25 protein-coding genes are annotated in these 19,534 nt (G+C 68.8%); 11 read left to right on the plus strand and 14 right to left on the minus strand.

The features are described from left to right. Nucleotides 1-52: 52 nt before the first annotated feature. Nucleotides 53-535 carry a MarR family winged helix-turn-helix transcriptional regulator gene (locus E0H45_RS07140; RefSeq protein WP_131335441.1) on the plus strand — a complete coding sequence of 161 codons (483 nt, stop codon included), beginning with the start codon at nucleotides 53-55 and terminating at the stop codon, nucleotides 533-535. An 86-nt stretch (nucleotides 536-621) separates the two neighbouring features. Here the strand turns inward: E0H45_RS07140 and E0H45_RS07145 are convergent, their stop codons facing one another. From E0H45_RS07145 to E0H45_RS07155, 3 genes are all read right to left on the minus strand, one after another. Beyond that, nucleotides 622-837: a helix-turn-helix domain-containing protein gene (locus E0H45_RS07145; protein ID WP_012923942.1), complete on the minus strand. Its 216-nt coding sequence runs from the start codon at nucleotides 835-837 to the stop codon at nucleotides 622-624. 119 nt (nucleotides 838-956) lie between these two features. Beyond that, nucleotides 957-2,132 carry an acetoin utilization protein AcuC gene (locus E0H45_RS07150; protein WP_131335442.1) on the minus strand — a complete coding sequence of 392 codons (1,176 nt, stop codon included), beginning with the start codon at nucleotides 2,130-2,132 and terminating at the stop codon, nucleotides 957-959. A gap of 17 nt (nucleotides 2,133-2,149) precedes the next feature. Continuing rightward, nucleotides 2,150-2,461: a hypothetical protein gene (locus E0H45_RS07155; RefSeq protein ID WP_131335443.1), complete on the minus strand. Its 312-nt coding sequence runs from the start codon at nucleotides 2,459-2,461 to the stop codon at nucleotides 2,150-2,152. 85 nt (nucleotides 2,462-2,546) lie between these two features. Between E0H45_RS07155 and E0H45_RS07160 the strand changes: the two genes are divergently transcribed. The 4 genes from E0H45_RS07160 to E0H45_RS07180 all read left to right on the plus strand — a co-directional run bounded on the left by E0H45_RS07160 (nucleotide 2,547) and on the right by E0H45_RS07180 (nucleotide 5,961). Then, entirely contained in the window at nucleotides 2,547-3,089 is a 543-nt protein-coding gene (locus E0H45_RS07160; RefSeq protein WP_202872218.1) for a TetR/AcrR family transcriptional regulator, read from the plus strand. 237 nt (nucleotides 3,090-3,326) lie between these two features. Next, nucleotides 3,327-4,106, plus strand: a complete 780-nt coding sequence (locus E0H45_RS07170; RefSeq protein WP_202872307.1) for an SGNH/GDSL hydrolase family protein — start codon at nucleotides 3,327-3,329, stop codon at nucleotides 4,104-4,106. Between the two features lie 143 nt (nucleotides 4,107-4,249). Then, nucleotides 4,250-5,218 carry a tryptophan--tRNA ligase gene (trpS, locus tag E0H45_RS07175; RefSeq protein ID WP_131335447.1) on the plus strand — a complete coding sequence of 323 codons (969 nt, stop codon included), beginning with the start codon at nucleotides 4,250-4,252 and terminating at the stop codon, nucleotides 5,216-5,218. Further along, entirely contained in the window at nucleotides 5,215-5,961 is a 747-nt protein-coding gene (locus E0H45_RS07180; protein WP_131335448.1) for an endonuclease/exonuclease/phosphatase family protein, read from the plus strand. Before trpS ends, E0H45_RS07180 begins: the two co-directional genes overlap by 4 nt. Here E0H45_RS07180 and E0H45_RS07185 read toward each other — a convergent pair. Continuing rightward, entirely contained in the window at nucleotides 5,947-6,849 is a 903-nt protein-coding gene (locus E0H45_RS07185; RefSeq protein ID WP_131335449.1) for a TIGR03560 family F420-dependent LLM class oxidoreductase, read from the minus strand. The genes E0H45_RS07180 and E0H45_RS07185 overlap by 15 nt on opposite strands. Before the next feature lie 213 nt (nucleotides 6,850-7,062). Further along, a complete protein-coding gene (locus E0H45_RS07190) occupies nucleotides 7,063-7,419 on the minus strand; it encodes a winged helix-turn-helix transcriptional regulator (RefSeq protein ID WP_131335450.1) in 357 nt (118 codons plus the stop codon). Between the two features lie 50 nt (nucleotides 7,420-7,469). Between E0H45_RS07190 and E0H45_RS07195 the strand changes: the two genes are divergently transcribed. Then, entirely contained in the window at nucleotides 7,470-7,901 is a 432-nt protein-coding gene (locus E0H45_RS07195; RefSeq protein WP_131335451.1) for a PPOX class F420-dependent oxidoreductase, read from the plus strand. On the opposite strand, the gene E0H45_RS07200 is transcribed toward E0H45_RS07195, so the two are convergent. The 3 genes from E0H45_RS07200 to E0H45_RS07210 all read right to left on the minus strand — a co-directional run bounded on the left by E0H45_RS07200 (nucleotide 7,894) and on the right by E0H45_RS07210 (nucleotide 10,301). Further along, complete coding sequence (locus E0H45_RS07200; RefSeq protein ID WP_238154840.1) at nucleotides 7,894-8,466, minus strand: hypothetical protein; 573 nt, start codon at nucleotides 8,464-8,466, stop codon at nucleotides 7,894-7,896. The genes E0H45_RS07195 and E0H45_RS07200 overlap by 8 nt on opposite strands. 73 nt (nucleotides 8,467-8,539) lie before the next feature. Beyond that, nucleotides 8,540-9,343: a pyrroline-5-carboxylate reductase gene (gene proC, locus E0H45_RS07205; protein ID WP_131335453.1), complete on the minus strand. Its 804-nt coding sequence runs from the start codon at nucleotides 9,341-9,343 to the stop codon at nucleotides 8,540-8,542. A 28-nt stretch (nucleotides 9,344-9,371) separates the two neighbouring features. After that, the gene (locus E0H45_RS07210; protein ID WP_131335454.1) at nucleotides 9,372-10,301 is read right to left on the minus strand and encodes a proline dehydrogenase family protein; all 930 of its coding nucleotides are present in this window, start codon (nucleotides 10,299-10,301) and stop codon (nucleotides 9,372-9,374) included. A gap of 73 nt (nucleotides 10,302-10,374) precedes the next feature. On the opposite strand from E0H45_RS07210, the gene E0H45_RS07215 reads away from it, so the two are divergent. The 5 genes from E0H45_RS07215 to E0H45_RS07235 all read left to right on the plus strand — a co-directional run bounded on the left by E0H45_RS07215 (nucleotide 10,375) and on the right by E0H45_RS07235 (nucleotide 14,842). Next, on the plus strand, nucleotides 10,375-11,409 hold the full coding sequence (locus tag E0H45_RS07215; RefSeq protein ID WP_131335455.1) for a DUF695 domain-containing protein: 1,035 nt from the start codon (nucleotides 10,375-10,377) through the stop codon (nucleotides 11,407-11,409). Between the two features lie 62 nt (nucleotides 11,410-11,471). Next, nucleotides 11,472-11,978, plus strand: a complete 507-nt coding sequence (locus E0H45_RS07220) for a SigE family RNA polymerase sigma factor (RefSeq protein ID WP_131335456.1) — start codon at nucleotides 11,472-11,474, stop codon at nucleotides 11,976-11,978. 11 nt (nucleotides 11,979-11,989) lie between these two features. Continuing rightward, a complete protein-coding gene (locus E0H45_RS07225; protein ID WP_131335457.1) occupies nucleotides 11,990-13,027 on the plus strand; it encodes a hypothetical protein in 1,038 nt (345 codons plus the stop codon). Nucleotides 13,028-13,094: 67 nt separating this feature from the next. Beyond that, nucleotides 13,095-14,012: a hypothetical protein gene (locus E0H45_RS07230; protein WP_238154841.1), complete on the plus strand. Its 918-nt coding sequence runs from the start codon at nucleotides 13,095-13,097 to the stop codon at nucleotides 14,010-14,012. A gap of 116 nt (nucleotides 14,013-14,128) precedes the next feature. Next, a complete protein-coding gene (locus tag E0H45_RS07235; RefSeq protein WP_131335458.1) occupies nucleotides 14,129-14,842 on the plus strand; it encodes a hypothetical protein in 714 nt (237 codons plus the stop codon). A 3-nt stretch (nucleotides 14,843-14,845) separates the two neighbouring features. Here the strand turns inward: E0H45_RS07235 and E0H45_RS07240 are convergent, their stop codons facing one another. From E0H45_RS07240 to E0H45_RS07265, 6 genes are all read right to left on the minus strand, one after another. Beyond that, nucleotides 14,846-15,583, minus strand: coding sequence for an ABC transporter permease (locus E0H45_RS07240; RefSeq protein ID WP_131335459.1), 738 nt, complete (start codon nucleotides 15,581-15,583; stop codon nucleotides 14,846-14,848). Beyond that, nucleotides 15,580-16,302 (minus strand): ABC transporter ATP-binding protein, encoded by a 723-nt coding sequence (locus E0H45_RS07245; protein ID WP_131335460.1) that lies wholly within the window; start codon nucleotides 16,300-16,302, stop codon nucleotides 15,580-15,582. Before E0H45_RS07245 ends, E0H45_RS07240 begins: the two co-directional genes overlap by 4 nt. A 126-nt stretch (nucleotides 16,303-16,428) precedes the next feature. Then, nucleotides 16,429-16,998, minus strand: a complete 570-nt coding sequence (locus E0H45_RS07250) for an HD domain-containing protein (protein ID WP_131335461.1) — start codon at nucleotides 16,996-16,998, stop codon at nucleotides 16,429-16,431. Beyond that, nucleotides 16,998-17,588, minus strand: coding sequence for a TetR/AcrR family transcriptional regulator (locus E0H45_RS07255; protein WP_131335462.1), 591 nt, complete (start codon nucleotides 17,586-17,588; stop codon nucleotides 16,998-17,000). The genes E0H45_RS07250 and E0H45_RS07255 overlap by 1 nt, the downstream gene beginning before the upstream one ends. After that, nucleotides 17,585-18,448: a sugar phosphate isomerase/epimerase family protein gene (locus E0H45_RS07260; RefSeq protein ID WP_131335463.1), complete on the minus strand. Its 864-nt coding sequence runs from the start codon at nucleotides 18,446-18,448 to the stop codon at nucleotides 17,585-17,587. The genes E0H45_RS07255 and E0H45_RS07260 overlap by 4 nt, the downstream gene beginning before the upstream one ends. 4 nt (nucleotides 18,449-18,452) lie before the next feature. After that, nucleotides 18,453-19,385, minus strand: coding sequence for a Ppx/GppA family phosphatase (locus E0H45_RS07265; protein WP_131335464.1), 933 nt, complete (start codon nucleotides 19,383-19,385; stop codon nucleotides 18,453-18,455). Between the last annotated feature and the right edge of the window lie 149 nt (nucleotides 19,386-19,534).

A 19,534-nucleotide genomic window follows, 5' to 3' on the forward strand; every position in this document is an offset into this window, starting at 1 on the left:
CAGTAGAAAGCTTTACAGAAAGCTATCATCAAAGACAGATAGGCTGTCAACCGTGACCGACGACCCTGTGGACAGGCTGATCTCGTCCTGGGAGCACGAGCTGCCCGAGGTGCTCTATCCGACGAGCGAGCTGACGAAGCGGATCATGCTGCTGGCCGGCGAGCTGAACGCGGCGACGCGGCGGGTGCTGCGCGACCTGGAGCTGACCATGGCCGAGTTCGACGTGCTCGTCTCGCTGCGCCGGTCCGGTACGCCGTACCGCCAGAAGCCGTCGGACCTGGTCCGGAGCCTGCTGCTGTCGTCGGGCGGGACCAGCAACGTGACGAATCAGCTGGTCCGTCGCGGCCTGGCCGTTCGCGAGTCCGATCCGGACGACGGGCGCGGGACGCAGATCCGCCTGACTTCCGAGGGAATCAGCCTGGCGGAGCAGGCCGTGAAGGCGAGCTCGGCCGCCCACCACGAGCTGTGGGCCGGACTGCCGGACAAGACGGTCGCACAGGCCGCCCAGGCGCTACGGGCACTGAACAAGCGCTGAACAGGCACAGAACCGGCACAGAACCGGCCCTGGGCATGACGGAAGGGCCGGTCCTGATCGGATCCGGCCCCTCCGGCTTCTCGTGGTTATCCGGCCTGGAAGAAGGCGCCCTTGAGGTAGTCGTGCACGGCGTCCTCCGACACCCGGAACGAACGACCCACCCGCACCGCGGGCAGCTCACCGGAGTGCACCAACCGGTACACCGTCATCTTGGACACGCGCATGGCCGTGGCGACCTCCGCCACGGTCAGGAACTTCACCTCGGCGAGCGGCTGCTCACCACCGGACTTCTTTGATGCCATTTGCGCACCGCACTTCCAGCACGGATCGTGCGCCGGCTTCCCCTCCGGCACCTCCGTCCGTGCATGGGACGAGCGTAGTGGCTGTTGGTACGAATGGGAAAGAGGGGGACTCGTGTGACTCAGTAGCTCGGATCAAGACCTAACAAAGGGAAGCTGGCGTCGCGGGTGGCCTTGATGGCGCGGTCGAGCCAGGTGTCGGGGTTGTAGCCGCTCGACCAGTCGACGTACGACGCGTCGCGGCCGTCGGTCATGCGCACCGGCGCGACCCGGCCGAATCGCAGCTGGACCTGCTCACGCCAGGCCTCCGGCACCGGCGTGGCGGGGTCGATCGGATGGCCGGCGACGATCGCCAGCAGATGCGTCCAAGCCCGCGGTACGACGTCGATGATCGCGTACCCGCCGCCACCCGTGGCGACCCACTTCCCGCCGGCCACCTCGTGCGCGAGGTCGTGCAACGCCAGGTACGCCGCACGCTGCCCGTCGATCGTCTTCGTCAGGTGTGCCAGCGGATCCTCGACGTGCGAGTCGCACCCGTGCTGCGTGACCAGGATGCTCGGACGGAACGCCTTCACGACATCAGGGACGACCGCGTGGAACGCCCGCAGCCAGCCTGCATCCCCGGTCCCGGGCGGGAGCGCGACGTTGACCGACGTACCCTCGGCGCCCGGTCCGCCCGTCTCGCCGGCGCTCCCGGTACCAGGGAACAGCGTGGTCGGCGACTCGTGGAGGCTGACGGTCAGGACGCGCGGGTCGTTGTAGAAGACAGTCTGTACGCCGTCCCCGTGGTGAACGTCCACGTCGACGTACGCGACCCGCTCGGCGCCGTGGTCGAGCAGCCACTGGATCGCGATCGCCGGGTCGTTGTAGACGCAGAAACCGCTGGCCTGGTTGGGCATCGCGTGATGCAGGCCGCCGGCGACGTTCGCGGCGTGCAGGACGTCGCCCTCCCACACCGCACGGGCGGCCTCGACCGAGGCGCCGGCGATCCGCGCGGAGACCTCGTGCATGTGCGGGAAGCAGTACGTGTCCGACGTACCGAGTCCGTGCACGGGATCGGCGTCGTCGGGGTGCTCGCCCGCGCGCTTGACCGCGGCCACGTACTCGGCGGTGTGCACGGTCTCGAGCAGCGCGTCGTCGGCCGTCGGCGCGGGCACGACCTTGAGCTGGTCAAGGACCCCGAACTCCCGGGCGAGCTTGATCGTCAGCTCCACCCGGATCGGACTCATCGGGTGCCCACGGCCGAAGTCGTACGCCGTCAACCCGTCGTCGAACACCAGCAGCGCCTCACCACTCATGCCCTTGACCTTAACCTTCAGATCTTCGGAAGTGGTTTCCCGAAGTGAGTGCTCAGTCGGTAGGCGCCTCGCCGGGCATGGAAGACGGTCATGCCGACGACGCCCAGGGAGCCGGCGACCAACGCCGCGCCGGGATGGTCGCCAACCTGCGCCAGGGCGAGCAGGGCGCCCGCGATCGCGAACGCGGCCAGGCCGCCGACCGCGTTGTTGGTGGCCGAGTTGCCGGTCAGGTTCGGGTACTCGCGGGCGGTGATGCCGGCGACGAAGTGCGGGATGCCGTTGGTGCCCATCAGGCCGGCCAGGAAGGCCAGCACGATCGCCTGGATCATCGATGCTCCTCATTCGGTCTACATGTGTTGACTGAAAAGGTAGACCGATCCGAGGCATTGGGTCAACATGCGTAGACTGAGGGCGGTGACGACCAGGGTGGAACAGCGGCGGCGGACGGAGACCCGGATCCTGACCGCGGCCCGGCAACTGTTCGGTGAGCAGGGCTTCGACCGGACCACGATCCGGGCGATCGCGACCCGGGCCGGGAGCGATCCCGGGCTCGTGATGCGGTACTTCGGCTCGAAGGAGAAGCTGTTCGCGCAGGCGGCCGCGATCCCCGCGGACGGGCCGATCGAGGGCTCGCCGGAGCAGATCGCGGAGCAACTCGTCGCCGCGCTGACCGAGAAGCTTGCCGACGAGCCCGCCGCGGCACTCGCCGCACTCCGCGCGATGTTCACCCATCCGGAAGCAGCTGAAGAGGTGAGAGCCGCGATGACAGCGCAGCAGCGGCAGGTTGCGGCGCAGTTGTCCGGGGACGACGCGCTGGTGCGGTCCGGCGTGATCGGCGCGCTCACGCTCGGGCTGGTGATCTCGCGGCACCTGGTGCGGCTGGACGGCCTGGACGCGTCGCCCGAGGAGCTGATGGCAGTCGCCGGGCCATTGCTCGAGAAACTGGCGACCGGCTGACGAGAGGCCTGGGTACAAAACCGAACGGGCGGCGCGACACCCCTCCCAGGTCGCGCCGGCCCGTCAGTGGTCCAACAGTCGATTCATCGGTGGCGGACTGCAAAGCGTTACAGAATTTGCAGCGTCTGCCAGAAATGCCGCAATTTCTGGCCCGATAGTGCCGCCGGCCGACTGCGGACAGTGAGATCCGGACTTGCGAGTACGGGCGCAGGCGGCCAGAGTTCTCCGGTGAGGCAAATGAAACCGAACCGGCGGCAGATCTTTACGGTAGGAGCCGCGGCTGCGGCTGCCGCCACGGTCGCCGCCTCCACCGAAACCGCATCCGCCACCCCGGCGTCCACGACCTCGGCCGATTCCACGGAGTTCGCGGTGACGACGTCGTCGTCCACCGGACCGTACGGTTCCGGCGTCCTCGGCTCCTGGGCCGGCGCCCAACGCGCGATCTCCACGCCGGAACAGATCCAGCACACCCGCCAGGTCAACGGCGTCTTCATGTTCGGCGACAGCATCTCCGTCCAGGACGGCAAGTCGCTGGCGATCAGGCTCCAGGGCCGTGACGGCAGTCCGCTCGCCGTGCACAACTGGTCCAGCCGGCCCACGTCAGGCGCGGTCGACGCGCTGCAGCAGTGGGCGTCGACGTACGGCCTGCCGCGGCGAATCCTGATGGCGAGCGGGTCCAACGACATCTTCGACCCGCCGAAGTTCGCGGCCCAGGTCGCCCGGGCGGTCAGCATCGTCGGCCAGAACCGGACGCTGTACTGGGTCAACATCCAGGTCGTGCGCAAGAGCGTGACCTCGACCGTGCAGCTCGCCGATCAGCGCAACAGCTCGTGGCTCAACATGCAGCTGTACGACCAGCAGGAGAAGTACCCGAACCTGAAGATCATCCGCTGGGCCGAATGGCTCTGGGTCAAGCCGTACCGCCTGCTCAACTACCTGCGCGACGGCGTCCACCCGACGGTGCCGTTGGGCCAGGACGCCCGTAACGAGCTGATCGTCCAGTCGCTGGTATCCTGACGACGTGAACACGAACTTGCAGCTGTGGTGGGCCGCCTAGGGCGGTCCACCCGGCGTGTTCGCACGCAACCACGAGGGCCGTCTCGCCGAGGCGGCCTTTTTCATGTCCTCGGTGGGGCCACACACACCGAAAGGGCACCATCATGACCTCGCTTTCCGGCATCACCCCGTCCGGCCGTCTGACGCTGGGCAACCACCTCGGCGCGCTCCGCCGGTTCACCGACCCGGACGGGTTCTACTTCGTCGCGAACCTGCACGCGATGACGACCAGGCACGATCCCCGAAGACTCGCCACGCTGACCCGCGAGTTCGCGACGCTGATGCTCGCGGCCGGTGTCCCCGAAGGCACGGTCTTCGTCCAGTCCGACGTACCCACGCACGCGCAGCTCGCGTACCTGCTGGAGTGCACGTCGTACGTCGGTGAACTGTCCCGGATGATCCAGTACAAGGAGAAGGGCAACGGCCGCCCGATGACGCGGGCCTCGCTGTTCACGTACCCGTGCCTGATGGCCGCGGACATCCTGCTGTACGGCGCGGAACGGGTCCCGGTCGGCGGTGACCAGGACCAGCACGTCGAGCTGGCCCGGGACATCGCGATCCGGTTCAACCGCGAGTACGGCGAGACGTTCGTCGTACCGCAGCTCAACAAGGCGGCGCTGGCGACGCGGGTGAAGGACCTGGCGAACCCGACCGCGAAGATGAGCAAGTCGGACGCCGACGACGCGGTCGGGACGATCCGGCTGCTCGACCCGCCGGACGTGATCCGCCGGCAGATCATGCGCGCCGTGACGGACTCGGACACCGAGGTCCGGCACGACGAGGCGAACAAGCCGGGCATCACGAACCTGCTGGAGATCCTCGCGGCGTGCACCGACGGCGATCCGGTCGAGCTCGCGAAGTCCTACGCGTCGTACGGCGCACTGAAGCAGGACGTCGCGGACGCGGTCCTGGCCGTCATCGAGCCGCTGCAGAAGGAGTACGCGCGCCTCACGACCGACCCGGGAGCGATCGAGAACCTGCTCGCGCACGGACGCGACCGCGCGCTCGAGGCGAGCGCTCCCCGACTCCAGGCGGCGACCCGGGCCATGGGTTTGGCAGGATCTACTCCATGAAGATCCGCGCCGCCACGTTCAACATCCGCAACTCCTCCGCGCCCGACGGCGACAACGCCTGGCCGGTACGGCGGAAGGCGGCGGTGGCGGCGATCGAACAGCTGGACGCGGACGTGGTCGGGCTGCAGGAAGTGCTGCCCGACCAGCTCGAGTACCTGCGCTGGCGGTTCCCGAAGTACGAGATCGCCGGCGCCGGCCGGGACGACGGCATGAACGCGGGTGAACACGCGGCCGTCCTGGTCCGGCCCGGCGACTGGCGGGTCGAGCGGCAGGAGACGCGCTGGCTGTCCGACGACCCCGGCACGCCGGGATCGATCGGGTGGGACGCCGACCTGACCCGGGTCGCGACCCTGGTCTGGCTGCGGCACCGCAACGGTACGACGGTCGGCGTCGTCAACACGCACTACGACCACGCGGGCGAGGTCGCGCAACTGCAGTCGTCGCGGCTGATCGCGCGCTGGATCAGCGGATCGATCCCTTGGATCGTGATGGGCGACCTGAACGCGACGCCGGACTCTCCCCCGGTGAAGACGCTGGTGGATTCCGGTCTGCGGATCGCCGTACCGATCGACGCGGGCGGCAGCTGGCACGACTTCACCGGCGCCGTCGACGACGACCGCATCGACCACATCCTCGTCACCTCGACGTGGACCGTGACCGACGCGGCCGTCTCGCACTACCGTCCGGACGGGCGGGTGCCCAGCGACCATTGGCCTGTGGTCGCGACCCTAGATCTTCGCTAGAACTTCCTCACGCAGCCGTTCGAGCGCGTCGAACCGCCGGTCGCCGTCCCCGAGGAACGCGTCCGGCACCAGCAGTTCGTCGATCCCGGCCGCCGGGTACTGCGCCACCACGTCGAGCACCTCCTGCGCCGATCCCATGATCACGTGCGCACCCCGGCTCTCCAGTCGCTCCTTGCGCTCGATCGCCTCGGTGTCCCCCGGTACGACCACCTCCAGGAACGTCTGCGCGGAACGCCGTACCGTCTTCGGATCGCGCCCCACGCGCTCGCAGTGCTTCGCGAAGACCTCGCCCTTCTGCGCGGCCAGCTCCGGGCGTCCCCAGTGGTTCCACTCGTCGGCGTACTTCGCAACGATGCCGAGGGCAACCTTTTCGCCCGCGGCGCCGATCAGGATCGGGAGGTGGGCCGGCTTCGGCTCACAAGGAGCGTCGGTGAGCTGGTAGTACTTGCCGTCGAACGTCGTCCGCTCCTGGGTGAGCAGGCCCTTGATCACCTGACAGGCCTCCTCGAAACGCTTGAGGCGCGGACCGATCGGCGGCAGTTCGATGCCGTACGCCGCGTGCTCGTTGACCTGCCAGCCGGCGCCGATCCCGAGCACGAACCGGCCGTTCGCCATCTGGTCGATCGTCGCGGCCGCGTTCGCGACCACGGCCGGATGCCGGTACGTGTTCCCGAGCACCATCGAGCCGACCCGAACCCGCTCGGTCCGCGCGACGACCCCCGCGATCAGCGCCAGCACCTCGTTGACCGGGACGCTCAGGTCGTCCCCGTTCTGCATGAAATGGTCAGCTATCCACACGCCGTGCCATCCGGTCCGCTCGGCGTACTCAGCACCTTCGAGCACGCCCTGCCAGTTCCGGGAGGCCCCAGGCCACAAAGAAAAGTCCATGACGTGACCCTACGTTCGCCTGCCCCGACGTAGCCCGACCCCGAACGCACGCTTCCCGGAACATTTTCGTCACCGGCTGGCTTTTTTGTTCCGCAAAACCACCACCCACGGACCGGTCACAAGCGCCGGTTATCCCCTGGACGCGGCGGGGGTCGTGTTGGGCGGCGGGCGCGGTGGGTGGCCGGGGGTGGGCCGGTGAGGATGCGGTGGGGGTTATGGGGATTCTTGGGCTGCGAGGACGGCGTCTCCGTTCTGCTCTGCCCATTCTGTGAGCATGCGGACCGGGCCCATCAGGGTGCGGCCGAGGTCGGTCAGGTCGTACTCGACGCGGGGTGGGACGCCGCCGTGGTCGGCCCGCGTGACCAGGCCGTTCGCCTGCAGCCGGCGGAGCGTCTGGGTGAGGACCTTCTTCGAGATTCCGCCGATCAGCTCGATCAGCTCCGAGTGTCTGCGGGCGTGGTCGTTGAGGCCCCACAGCACGACCACGGCCCACTTGTCCGCGATCACCTCGACCGCGAGACGGGCCGGGCAATCGGCCAGGAAGACATCGCCAGGTTCTGCTCCGTGCACAGCGGTCAGGGTACCCAGAGGTTCCCACGGCGCTGTCTAGCGTCTGCTCCATGAACCTTCCCCAGAGCAGTCACCGGCTCTTCGACGAGCCCAAGGACGTCACGCTGATCACCATCGACCCGGACGGATCGCCGCACGCCGCGATGGTGTGGGTCGGGCGGGACGGGGACGACCTCCTGATCGGAGTCGAGGAGAAGCACCGCAAGACCCGGAACCTGCGCCGCGATCCACGGGTGACGCTGGTGGTGGAGGACGACCGTCCGAGCCCGCGGGGGCTGACGCAGTACCTGGTCGTGCGGGGTACGGCGACACTCGACGGTCCGGGAACTCCGCAATACAAGGTGTTGATGGACCGGTTGACGCGGAAGTACCTCGGCCGCGACGAGTTCCCGTTCGGCAACGAGCAGGTGTACGCCGGAGCGACGGTCGTGCGGGTTTCAGTCGAACGCGTTACCGGTGAAGGGCCGTGGGTCGTCAGATGACGATGTGCCAGCGGAGCAGGAAGGCGCCGATGGAGAGGACGACGTAGAGCAGGACGAGCAGGGTGCCGATGCCGGGGCGCGGGCGGTGGCGCTGGACCTTGACTTCGAGGGACTGCTCGCGCAGCGCCTCCATCACGGCGGCGACCTCGGCGGTGCGGTCCGTGGGGATGCCGTTGATCTCGTGCTCGTCCGGGCCGCGGGTGAGTACGACGTTGTCGTCGCCGACCTCGATCTTGCCGACGTCCTGCCAGGCGAGGCTGCGGATCAGCATGCTGGTGCGGGCCTTCAGGCCGCTCGGGAACAGTTCGACGCGGTACAGCACGACACCGCCAGCGACGCGGACGACCGACGCTCCGATGATCGTCAGCAGACCGACGGCGAGCATGTCGCGGGCGCCCATCCAGAGCCAGGAGTTCAACGCCGGTACGACGACGAACGGCAGCACGAACAGCGCCCAGGCCCACCACGGCGCCGGGTCCAGCGGCACTCGCCACGGGAGCGGCGGCACCTCGCGTTCCTCAAGCTGCGCAGGCGTGGTCGCCGGCTCGACCGAACCTTTACCCATGGGCGGACTCATATCCCTCGAACATGGCAGGAAACCTCGGCGCCCAACCATAACGCCACCCAAGCGACAGGTGTTACTCGGCGGCCAGGTCTCGCGAACGGTTGCGGGCGGCCTCGATCGCGGACAGGAACGCGGCGCGGACCTTGTGGTCCTCGAGTTCGCGCACCGCGGCAGCCGTCGTACCGCCCGGGGACGTCACGCGCTCCCGCAGTACGGTCGGGTGTTCGCCGGTCTCGCGCAGGAGCTTCGCGGATCCGACCACGGTCTGTACGACGAGTTCGGTCGCCGTACCGCGCGGCAGGCCCATGTGGACGCCGGCCTCGATCATCGCCTCGACGACGAAGAACAGGTACGCCGGACCGGAGCCGGAGATCGCGGTCACCGCGTCCTGCTGCTTCTCCGGCACCCGGATCACGCGACCGGTCGCGGCGAGAAGGCTCTCGGCGAGCTCGAGGTGGCTCTCGTCGCAGTGCGCGCCGCGGGAGATCGCTGCCATGCCCTCGTCGACCAGGGCGGGCGTGTTCGGCATGACACGGACGACGGCAACGCCTTCAGGCAGCCGCGACTCGACGAAGCTGGTGGTGATACCGGCCGCGAGCGAGACCACGGTCTGGGTCGGCTGCACGGCCGGGGCGATCTCGGCGAGCAGATCCGGCATGTCCTGCGGCTTCACCACCAGAACGAGCGTGTCCGCCTGCTTCGCCGCCTCCACGTTCGACACGACGTCGACGCCGTACCGCTCCCGCAGTTCGGTGGCACGTTCCTCCCGGCGCTCGGTGATCATGAGGTCCTCCGGTCGCCATCCGGCCCGAATCAGCCCGGACAGCAACGTCTCCCCCATCACTCCGGCCCCGAGAACGGCCACCTTTTTACTCATGTCCACAGGTTAGCCGGGTCGGCCGTGCCTACTTCTTGCTGATCAAGGAGCGGGCGAAGAACTGCAGGTTGGCGGGGCGTTCGGCGAGGCGTCGTACCAGGTAGCCGTACCAGTCCTCGCCGTACGGGATGTAGACGCGGACCGTGTGGCCCAGACCGGCCAGGCGGAGCTGCTCCTCGGGGCGGATACCGAACAGCATCTGGTACTCGTAGCTGCCCGGTTTGCGGTTCGCACGGTCGGCCAGCGCGCCCGCGATCGAGATCAGCCGCGGGTCGTGCGACGCGATCATCGGGTAGCCGTCGCCGTTCATCAGGACCTTCATCGCGCGGACGTAGCCCTTGTCGACCTGGCGCTTCTCCTGGAACGCGACCGACTCGGGCTCCTTGTACGCGCCCTTGCACAGGCGGACGCGGGAGCCGGCGTACGCGAGGTCGCGGCAGTCGGACTCGGTACGGCGGAGGTACGCCTGCAGGACCGCCCCCGTCTCCGGGAAGTCCTGGCGCAGCTCGCGGAGGATCCCCAGCGTGGAGTCGGTCGTGGTGTGGTCCTCCATGTCCAGCGTCACCGTCGTACCGGCGTTGCGGGCGGCGAGGCAGATGGTCCGCGCGTTCTCCAGCGCGACCTTCTCGCCGTCGCCCGGGAGCGCCTGGCCGACGGCGGACAGTTTGACCGAGACCTCGGCGTTCTTCGTGAGGCCGGCGGCGGAGAGCTTCCTCAGCAGATCCAGGTACGCGTTGGCGGTCGCGGAGGCCGCGGCCAGGTCGGTGACGTCCTCACCGAGGTGGTCGAGGGTGACGTTCAACCCGTTGCTGACCAGCTTCTCGGTGGCCAGCACGGCCTCCGGAGCGGTCTCACCGGCGACGAAGCGCGCGACGATGCCACTGGACACCGGCAGTGACGACACGGCCTTCTTCATCTGGGGGCTGCGGGACACGCCCAGCAGGATTCGCCGAAGCACTCCGTGTTCCTCCTCAACCCACCCATTGCCGACGGTGTCCATAGTCGCACCCCTGGTTGGGAGAGGATGCGGCATGCCCATCTTCAAGCGTCGCCGCCGGAACGCCGTGGAGGCCGACCCGATCGGCGCGTTCTGGTCCTGGTGGTCGAGCGCCGGCGCGACCAGCGTCGCCGACGCCGTCGCCCGCCGGGAGCCGACCGACGCGAACGCGGAACTGAACGAGCGGGTCGCCCGCATCCACCCGGACCTGGAGTGGGAGCTCGGCCCAGGGCTGCACGCCCAGCACGTGCTGATCGTCACCGCCGCCGGCAACCCGGCGCAGCGCGCGGTCGCTCGCCGCTGGCTGCGCGCCGCCCCGTTGTCCGATCAGACCTGGGAGTACGCCGATCTGCGGCGGCCCGGGCCCGCGGTGACGATCCAGTTCGAGGGGCTTCCGCCGGTCGCGGTCGACGAGTCGGTGGTGTCGATCGAGCCGGATTCGGCTTCGGTGCACGTCGGCGTACATCATCCTGTTTTCTCGTCGCTGTCGACGGACGTGCAGCGGCGGGTGACGTTCCTGATCCTCGATCTGGTGCTCGGCGAGGAGATGGTCGAGACGTGGGTCGGTGCCATCGACACGCTGCCCGCCGCGCCCGTCGACGCCGTACCGGTGATGGAGTTGCTGCCCGCGGTGGCTGGGTTCGCTGCTGAGCACACGTTGGAGGACGGTAGTCCGGCATGGAAGATGCTGGAGGGTACGCGCGACGGGCAGCGGGTGATCGCGACGGCTGAGTACCCGTTGCGGTCGATCCGGCGGCCGCATCTCGATACGCATGTCGCGGTGGCGATCCACTATCCCGTGGTGCGTGAGGACGGGCTGCCCGAGTCCGAGATGCTCGACGAGCTCCGGGCGTTCGAGGACCACCTCACCGACCGCCTGGGCGGCTCCGGCAACCTCCTCGCCCACGAGACCTCCGCCGGCACCCGCATCCTGCACTACTACACCGACGGCACCACCCCCGCCGACGCCCAACTCCAAGCCGCCACCACCGGCTGGCCACACGGCAAAGTAACCCTCACCACCACCCCCGACCCCGCCTGGCACAACGTCGCCCACCTCTCCGGCTGACGGGTGCAACCTGGGGCGTCGGGCATTTCGTCTAGAGGGGGAGATGGAGAGTGGAGGCTCGGATGGTGGAGCGGGACCGGGAGTTCGTCGAGTTCGTCGAAGGGGCGGGGGCTGCCCTGCGGCGGACGGCGTTTCTGGTGTCGGGGGATCGGCATCGGGCGGACGACGTCGTCCAGGACGCGCTGTACAAGCTGTACCTGGCCTGGCCGAAAGTACGGCGGGTGAGCAACCCGTTCGCCTACGCGCGCCGGATGGTGGTGAACGCGGCGTACGACGGGAAACGCCGGCCGTGGCGGCGGGAGGTGACGATCGCCGACGTACCGGACCAGGCCGGGTACGACGACTTCGCGGCGGGGCATGCCGAACGGGACGAGGTGCTGGCCGCACTTCAAGCGCTCGGGCCGCGGCAACGGGCGTGCGTCGTACTGCGGTACTACGAGGACCTGTCCGTCGAGCAGACCGCGGAGATCCTCGGCTGTTCCACGGGCACCGTGAAGAGCCAGGCGGCACGTGGCCTCGACACTCTCCGACGAGCCATTGACCAGCGGCGGGCGAGCCGGGCGCTGTGAAGGAGAACGAGATGGAAGACGTACAAGAGGTCAGCGCCGAACTCCACCGACTCGCCGAGTCGGAGGGGATGGACCCGCTGGACACGACCCGGGTGCTGGAGCGCGGCCGCCGCGGAAGGCGGCGCCGGAAACTGATCGGCGCGGGCGGGGCGGTCGCCGGTGTCGCGGTGATCGCACTCGGCGCGAGCCTGCTGCCCAACCTGAGTTCGGCCGGCAACCAGCCCGGTGTTGCGGGCGATCAGACCGCGAACTCGCAGTTCGGCCCCGTACCGGGTATCCCGCGCGGCGAGGCGTCCGCGGACCAGCGGATCACGCGCGCGGAGGCTGAGCGCCGCTGTGCCCTGCGGAACCCGGAGGAGACCCGAAAGCTCGCGGGCACGGGTACGGCGAGGTCGGGACATATGACGATGTACGAGTTCAAGGAGGGCGCGAGCGGCATCACCTGCCTCATCCCCGGTGGCGACAAGCCGTCGGCGGAGCTGGTCGCGGCGGCGGCGAGGGACCCGCTCCCGAAGAGCACCGCGGACAAGCTGCGGAACTGTTCCGTGCTGGCCTGGGTCGACGTGACGGGCTGGCAGGTCGTGGCCTCGGACGAGTCGAAGGCGCTCGGAAAGGCCGAATTGGTCGCGATCTCCCCCACGGGACACAAGGTCATGGACTGCGGACTGTTCAGGGACAAGGCCTTGGGGGGCGAGTACGAAGGGAGCGCGACGTTCGCGACGCTCACCAGCCTCAGCGGTGACGACCCGGTGCTCAACCCGGCGGACAAGTCGTCCCGTGCCGACATGTACGTGGCCGGCGGCGGTGGCGGGGGCTGTACGGCGGGTACCTGCACGGAGTACTCGATGACCGGCTGGGGCCGGGTCTCCTCCAAGGCCGCGGTCACGGTCCGGCTGCGGATCGGGAAGGGACCGGTCTACCAGGTCCCGGTCGGCGAAGGCGGCTGGTTCGCCTTCACCTGGAAGACCAAGTCCGTGTACAAGCTGAAGGACCAGGCGAAGGTCGCGGCGTACGACCGGGCCGGAAAGATCGTCAAGGTCTTCCAGTAACGACGATCGTTATCAACCAAAGGGCTGCGCCGTTGGTCTCACCCATCGAACTTCTAAGGGGGAGACAATGGGGAGACTGCGCACAACTTTGACCGTGCTCGCGGCGGCCGGCCTGGCCGCCGCGGGCGCGACCACCGTCACCACGGCAACCGCGAGCCCAACCGGTACGACGGCAGCCTGCGGACTGAACCTGGGCTCGGTGACGGCCGGCGGTGACCAGACACTGCAACGCCTGACGGCATCGACCCCGCCGGCCGCCGGCCCGCGGAGCGTCGTACCGAATGTGTACTCCGACGGCGCGGTCCGGATGATCGGGTCGCTCGTCAACGAGGCGACAGCGACCGGCAGTTCCCGGCACGGGCGGGTCGTGCTCGGGGACACGATGTACCAGCACTGGCTCGAGCTCGACAAGGCCGGCAAGGTGACCTCGTCGGAGCTGGCCCGGATCGGCGGCGGGTGGAGCAAGTTCGTCGACCACGAGACGTCGGTGTTCAACGACAGCCCGACGCATCCGCGGACCTACGAGTACGCACTGCGTGCGGACGGCGTGCTGTTCCGGTGGGTCGTCGGCGACGTCGGCAGCTGGAAGCCGTACGGATCGGCGCCCGGGTTCGCGTCGGTCAAGTCGATGACGCTGATCAGCAAGGCCGCGGCGTACGACACGTTCCTCGCGAACACCCGCGGCGGCGCGCTCTACACCATCCGGATCCCGGTCAACACCCAGATGCGGCCGATCGTCACCAAGGTGCGGTCCGCGACCTGGCAGGGGTTCGAGTCGCTGGTCGCCGGCCAGTGCGGCAACTACGGGACCGTTGTCGTCGGCATCGACAAGGACACCAAGTCGGCGTACCTGTACACCTTCGGGCACGCGGACGGCGCCAAGACGTCGATCACCGGTCACGGCAAGGTGCCCGGAACCTTCGCCGATCCCAGCTACTTCCGCTGGGCCCCACCGGTGAAGTCCGACTGGCTGTTCGGCGAGTGAAAGATCCGGCGCGCGCCCACCACGGCGCGCGCCGGATCCCTTGTGCGGTACGCCGTTTGCCCGGCTGACTGTAGCGGCGAGCAGCTGTGACCTCGGCGATCAGTAGGGTGCTCCGCATGCCCGAGCAAGTGATGTCCGCCGCCGAACGCGCAGAGTTCATCGAGCGCATCGATCGTGCGCTGCCCGGCGGTGTGGTCGAGAGACTGGCTTCCGACGCCACGCAGCGGTTCGGCGACCGCCAGCCCGAGTTCGTCGACCGGTTGAATGCCGCCCGTCCTGGCCAACGGCTCGAGGCCGTGGCGGATGCGATCGTGGAGAACGCCGCACAACGGGCCACTGCGAACGGGATGCAGTACGTCCCCGACGAGGTCGGCAGGTCGGCCGAGGTGGAGTTCACCAGTCTCGAGATGGCTCGAAGTCTGCGGCAAGCAGCGGAACTCGGTCCGGACGTTGAGACTCGGGACGCCCGGTACTTCGCCGACCGGGCGCTGACTGCGGGCGACATCGCAACGATCGGGATCCAGATCCACGACTTCCGCGGCGGCCTGGACAGCTCTGGCCAACTCCCCGGGCCGCAGCTGCCCGAGCCCAGCGACCCCGCCCCGGACTGGCTCCAAGACAGAGTGGAGCGTCTCGCGCAGGAGTACGGCGGGGTGCTGGCCGACCATCGCGATCGCCACTCGGGACTGCTGGAAGCCCGCCGGATCTCCGGCATCGATGTGGTCCGATCGCCGTCCGAGGCACAGACCGCGCAGAGCACGAGCAGTGACAGCGCGAGGTCGGCAGCTCGCGCCGGCGAGACTCGACGCACCAGCCCTGAACGAGGCTGAGTTTCATGCGGTACGGCGTTTGAGGGTTGCTGCGCCCAGTCCTAGCGCCGCGAGGATGAAGCCCAATACGACCAGTGTGTCGCCGCCTGTGCCGGTGGTGAATCCGTTGCCGTTGGCAACCCCTATGACTGCGTCCACCGCGTAGGACAACGGGAGTACGTCGCTCAGCGCGTGCAGGACCGTGGGGAGTTGATCGCGCGGGACGAGCAGCCCGCACAGCAGGATCTGCGGGATCATCACGGCCGGCATCATCTGCACGGCCTGGAACTCGGTCGCCGCGAACGCGCTCGCGAACAGCCCCAGCGCCGTACCGAGCACGCCGTCGAGGACCGCGACCACGCCGAGCTGCCAGGCGGCGCCCTGGATGTCCAGATCCAAGAGATACAAGGCGATCGAAACCACAACGAGCGCCTGGACGACGGCGATCAGGGCGAACGCGAGCGCGTACCCGAGCAGGAAGTCCAGCTTTCCCATCGGCATCGTGAACAGCCGCGACAGCGTCCCGCTCGACCGCTCGCGCAACGTCGCGACCGACGTGACGACGAACATGATGATCGACGGGAACACCGCGAGCAGTGGACCGCCGACCCGGTCGAAGACCATCGGGGAATCGGTGAACATCCACCACATCAGGCTGACCAGCAGCGCCGGCAGCAAGATCAGCATCGCCACCGTCCGGTGGTCCCGCCGAAGCTGGGCCAGGACTCGGGCGGCTACGGCAAACGTCACACGCGGTGTCATCGCGCACCAGCCTTCCGGTCGATCAGGGTGAGGAACGCCTGCTCGATATCGCTGGTCCCCGCCGACAGGAGCAGGTCCTGGGGCGTGTCGTCGGCGAGCAGTTCGCCGTCGCGCATCAGCAGGAGGCGGTCGCACCGCGAGGCCTCGTCCATGACGTGACTCGACACGAGCAGCGTCGCGCCGGCGTCGGCGAGCTGGTGGAAGAGGTTCCACAGATCGCGGCGCAGAACGGGATCCAGGCCGACCGTTGGTTCGTCCAACACCAGGAGTTCCGGGCTGCCGAGCAGTGCGGCCGCCAAGGAAGCGCGTGATCGTTGGCCGCCGGACAGTTGGTCGACGCGGGCGTCCGCGTGCGACGTGAGATCGACCGCCTCGACGACCCGTTCCACATCGGACGACGGGACCCCGAGGACCGCCGCGAAGAAGCGCAGGTTCTCGGTGACGGTCAGATCGCCGTACACACTGGGCTCCTGCGTCACGTAGCCGATCCGGCCGCGCAGCTTCGGCGCACCGGCCGGCAGCCCGAGGACCGAGACGTCGCCGGTCACCCGCGCCTGCAGGCCGACGATCGCGCGGATCAGCGTCGTCTTGCCACAGCCGGACGGCCCGAGCAGCCCGGTCACCGACCCCGCCCGGAGGTCGAACCCGACCCCGTGCAAAACCTCCCGGTCGCCCCGCACCACGACGACGTCACGGCAGCTCACCGCGTTTTTCATCATATGATGAATTTAGCGGGCACGACGGACCTTGGCAACAGCTAAGGACAGGAGGTAGTCCACGATCTCGGCCTGCTCGCGAGGACGCCCCGCGGGCAAGCTCCGCCCCGGAGGCACTACCTCCTGTCGTTAGACGATGCCGTAGCCCGTGTCCTCGCTCAGCTCACCCAGCGACGGGTCGCCATAGGTTTCCCGCAGTGCGGCGAACCTCAATACCTTGTCCGCGCCGAACCGGCGTACCTCGGTGGCGTAGGTCTCTCCGGTGAGGAAGACCGGTGGGAGCCGCTTGCTGTGGAACTTGTCGGCGTACATGACCAGTTCCTCTTCCGGAGTCCGCGGGAGGTAGTCGTCGACCGGGATCGGCAACGCCTGGCGCACCACGTCGTCGCGGGTGATCCCGACACCTGTGTGACACGACGCGAACCGGCAGAGCTCGACCGGGAAGCCGAGGGACGCCAGTAGTTCGTGCCCCAGTACGCCGTGCCGCACGTACGCCGTCGACTCCAGGCGATACACCCCGATGTCGTGGAGCAGCGCGCCCGCACGCACCAGGTCGGTATCGACGTCCAGACCGGCGAAGAACTGTTCGGCGATCGAGCACACCAGCCGGCAGTGCTCGTGGACGAGCTCGAACGCTTCGCGACTCGGTGCGTACTCCCGGTGCAACGCGAGGATCTCGCCGTCGGTCGGGATCTCCATCAACCGGTCAGGTGCAGCTGGAGAACCGGCGCCAACCGGTCGATCAACGTCTCGATGTCGATGGACGCGATCGGCTCGAGCCCGACCAGGTACCGGACGATCGCGGTGCCGACGAGTTGCGTGGCGACCAGGCCGACCCGCAGCTGCGCATCGGGTACGTCGAGTACCTGGGCGACCGGCTGGATGATCATCTGGGTGATGCCTTCGCGCATCATCCGTGCCACCTCGTCGCTGGTGACGACGCTGCGGAACAGCGCCTTCATCCGCTGCTGCCCGTCCGGCGACTCCCAGACACCGAGGAACACGGTCGCGATCCGGCGCCCGATCTCGTCGCGCGGCCCGTCGACGATCTGTGCGGCGATCCGGCGCGGGTCGACCGGGATCGCCATCGCCTCGATGAACAGCTCGTCCTTGCTGTCGAAGTAGTGGTGCACGAGCGCCGCGTCGACACCGGCCTGGCGTGCGACGGCGCGGATCGACGTGGCCGCGAACCCCTTGTCCGCAAAGGATTCCCGGGCGGCCTGCACGATCTCGCCCCGGGTATCCGGTCCGCCTGGACGGCGTCCCGGCGTACGACCGGTAGCTGTCACGGAGTCAGCTCCGAGATCTCACCTTCCGGGGTGACGGCGAACGACGTACGCCGGGACCGGGAGGCTCCAGGCCGGACGAAGTGCTTGCGGGTGAACTCCAGCGACTCGACCAGGTCGACCTCACGCTCGGACCGGCTGGTCGCGCGGCGGGTGTTGATCTCGATGATGATGTGGCCGCGGAAGTCCTGCTTCGCGAGGACGGCCAGCAGGTCCGCGGCGCGTTGCGTGCCGCGACCCGGGACCAGGTGCTCGTCCTTCGCGGAGCCGGTGCCGTCGGTCAGGTGCACGTGGGTCAGGCTCTTGCCCATCGTCGCGGCCAGCTCGACGCAGTCCTGCTCGGCGGTGGACGCGTGCGACAGGTCGAGGGTGGTGTGCGCGTACTCCTGCTCGGTCGGATCCCAGCTCGGCGCGTACGCCTGCAGGTCGCGGCCGGGTGCGCGCCACGGGTACATGTTCTCCACCGCGAGCGTCACGCCCGTCTGGGCCTCCAGCCGGGCGATCCCCTCGACGAACCCGCGCGCATAGTCCCGCTGCCAGCGGAACGGCGGGTGTACGACGACCACGTCGGCGCCGAGCTCCTTCGCGGCCTCGGCACTGCGCTCGAGCTTGCTCCACGGATCGGTCCCCCAGACGCGCTGCATGATCAGCAGGGTCGGTGCGTGGATCGCGAGCACCGGCAACTGGTGGTAGTCGATCAGCCGCTGGATCGCGTCGATCTGGGTGCTCAGCGGATCGATCCCGACCATCACCTCGACACCGTCGTACCCGAGCCGGGCGGCCAGCTCGAAGCCGCTGGCGGTGGACTCCGGATAGACAGAGGCGGTGGACAGGCCGATCTTGGCGGTCGTACGGGGGTTCATTCGTTCACCGGGGTTGCAGCTGGTCGAGCCGGGACAGGATGACGCCTTCGCGCAGGGCCCACGGGCAGACCTCGAGCGCGGGCAGGTCGAAGAGGTCCATCACGGCGTCGGCGACCAGCGCGCCGGCGGTCAGCTGGGACGCGCGACCGGGCGAGACCCCGGGCAGGGCGGCCCGCTCGGCGGCGGTCATCTTGGTCAGCTTCGGGATCCACTCGTTCAGGTCGTCGCGGTTCAGCGTGCGCGGCACGTACGGTCCGTCGGCGGACGGGGCAGCGCCGGCGATCCGGGCCAGCGAACGGAACGTCTTGCTGGTGGCAACCGAACGCTGCGGCTTACCGGCCCGCAGTATCGGACCGGCGACCGCGGCCAGCTCCATCCGGATCCGGCGACGCAGCGCCCGGACCTCGTCCTTGTTCGGCGGGTCCGCGGTCAGCCCCTCACGGGTCAGCCGGCCCGCGCCGAGCTGGACCGACTCCGCCACGGTCGGCTGCTCGTCCGACCCGGCCGCGATCTCCAGCGAGCCGCCGCCGATGTCGAACACCGCCAGGCGCCCGGAGGACCAGCCGAACCACCGCCGGACCGCCAGGAAGGTCAGCCGGGCCTCGGCCTCGCCGCTCAGCACCTCCAGGTCCACGCCGGTCTCGTCGCGGACCCGGCCCAGGACCTTCTCGCCGTTCGGCGCCTCGCGGAGCGCCGAGGTGGCGAACGCGAGCACCGATTCGCAGCCCTTGTCCTCGGCCAGCTCGACGGCTTGCTTGGTGAAATCGACCAGCCCGTCGGCACCGGACTGGTCGATATTGCCGTCCTCGTCCAGGTGCTCGGCCAGTCGCAGCTCGATCTTGTGCGAGTACGCCGGCAGCGGCGCGGCACCGCGATGCGCGTCCACCACGAGCAGATGGACGGTGTTGGATCCCACGTCGAGTACGCCGAGCCGCATACCCTCACGCTACTGGACAACCGGAGTAAGAGGCGTCTGAGGACTCTGCGCCGTAGCGAGCAGGTGCTCGGCGGAGTGCCTCGGTGTGCTGGAGGGAAGGCCTCGATGTGGTTTCATCGTGGCCTTTCCTCCAGTGCGGCGAGGTGCCC

The organism is Kribbella soli, assembly GCF_004331345.1.
GTDB classification, from domain to species: Bacteria; Actinomycetota; Actinomycetes; order Propionibacteriales; family Kribbellaceae; genus Kribbella; species Kribbella soli.

Bases quoted from the DNA above. Each gene is read 5' to 3' on its own strand.
- E0H45_RS07145 (WP_012923942.1), bottom strand. From the start codon at position 837: ATGGCATCAAAGAAGTCCGGTGGTGAGCAGCCGCTCGCCGAGGTGAAG.
- E0H45_RS07150 (WP_131335442.1), bottom strand. From the start codon at position 2,132: ATGAGTGGTGAGGCGCTGCTGGTGTTCGACGACGGGTTGACGGCGTAC.
- E0H45_RS07155 (WP_131335443.1), bottom strand. From the start codon at position 2,461: ATGATCCAGGCGATCGTGCTGGCCTTCCTGGCCGGCCTGATGGGCACC.
- E0H45_RS07170 (WP_202872307.1), top strand. From the start codon at position 3,327: ATGAAACCGAACCGGCGGCAGATCTTTACGGTAGGAGCCGCGGCTGCG.
- trpS (WP_131335447.1), top strand. From the start codon at position 4,250: ATGACCTCGCTTTCCGGCATCACCCCGTCCGGCCGTCTGACGCTGGGC.
- E0H45_RS07180 (WP_131335448.1), top strand. From the start codon at position 5,215: ATGAAGATCCGCGCCGCCACGTTCAACATCCGCAACTCCTCCGCGCCC.
- E0H45_RS07185 (WP_131335449.1), bottom strand. From the start codon at position 6,849: ATGGACTTTTCTTTGTGGCCTGGGGCCTCCCGGAACTGGCAGGGCGTG.
- E0H45_RS07195 (WP_131335451.1), top strand. From the start codon at position 7,470: ATGAACCTTCCCCAGAGCAGTCACCGGCTCTTCGACGAGCCCAAGGAC.
- E0H45_RS07200 (WP_238154840.1), bottom strand. From the start codon at position 8,466: ATGGGTAAAGGTTCGGTCGAGCCGGCGACCACGCCTGCGCAGCTTGAG.
- proC (WP_131335453.1), bottom strand. From the start codon at position 9,343: ATGAGTAAAAAGGTGGCCGTTCTCGGGGCCGGAGTGATGGGGGAGACG.
- E0H45_RS07215 (WP_131335455.1), top strand. From the start codon at position 10,375: ATGCCCATCTTCAAGCGTCGCCGCCGGAACGCCGTGGAGGCCGACCCG.
- E0H45_RS07220 (WP_131335456.1), top strand. From the start codon at position 11,472: ATGGTGGAGCGGGACCGGGAGTTCGTCGAGTTCGTCGAAGGGGCGGGG.
- E0H45_RS07225 (WP_131335457.1), top strand. From the start codon at position 11,990: ATGGAAGACGTACAAGAGGTCAGCGCCGAACTCCACCGACTCGCCGAG.
- E0H45_RS07230 (WP_238154841.1), top strand. From the start codon at position 13,095: ATGGGGAGACTGCGCACAACTTTGACCGTGCTCGCGGCGGCCGGCCTG.
- E0H45_RS07235 (WP_131335458.1), top strand. From the start codon at position 14,129: ATGCCCGAGCAAGTGATGTCCGCCGCCGAACGCGCAGAGTTCATCGAG.
- E0H45_RS07240 (WP_131335459.1), bottom strand. From the start codon at position 15,583: ATGACACCGCGTGTGACGTTTGCCGTAGCCGCCCGAGTCCTGGCCCAG.
- E0H45_RS07245 (WP_131335460.1), bottom strand. From the start codon at position 16,302: ATGATGAAAAACGCGGTGAGCTGCCGTGACGTCGTCGTGGTGCGGGGC.
- E0H45_RS07250 (WP_131335461.1), bottom strand. From the start codon at position 16,998: ATGGAGATCCCGACCGACGGCGAGATCCTCGCGTTGCACCGGGAGTAC.
- E0H45_RS07260 (WP_131335463.1), bottom strand. From the start codon at position 18,448: ATGAACCCCCGTACGACCGCCAAGATCGGCCTGTCCACCGCCTCTGTC.
- E0H45_RS07265 (WP_131335464.1), bottom strand. From the start codon at position 19,385: ATGCGGCTCGGCGTACTCGACGTGGGATCCAACACCGTCCATCTGCTC.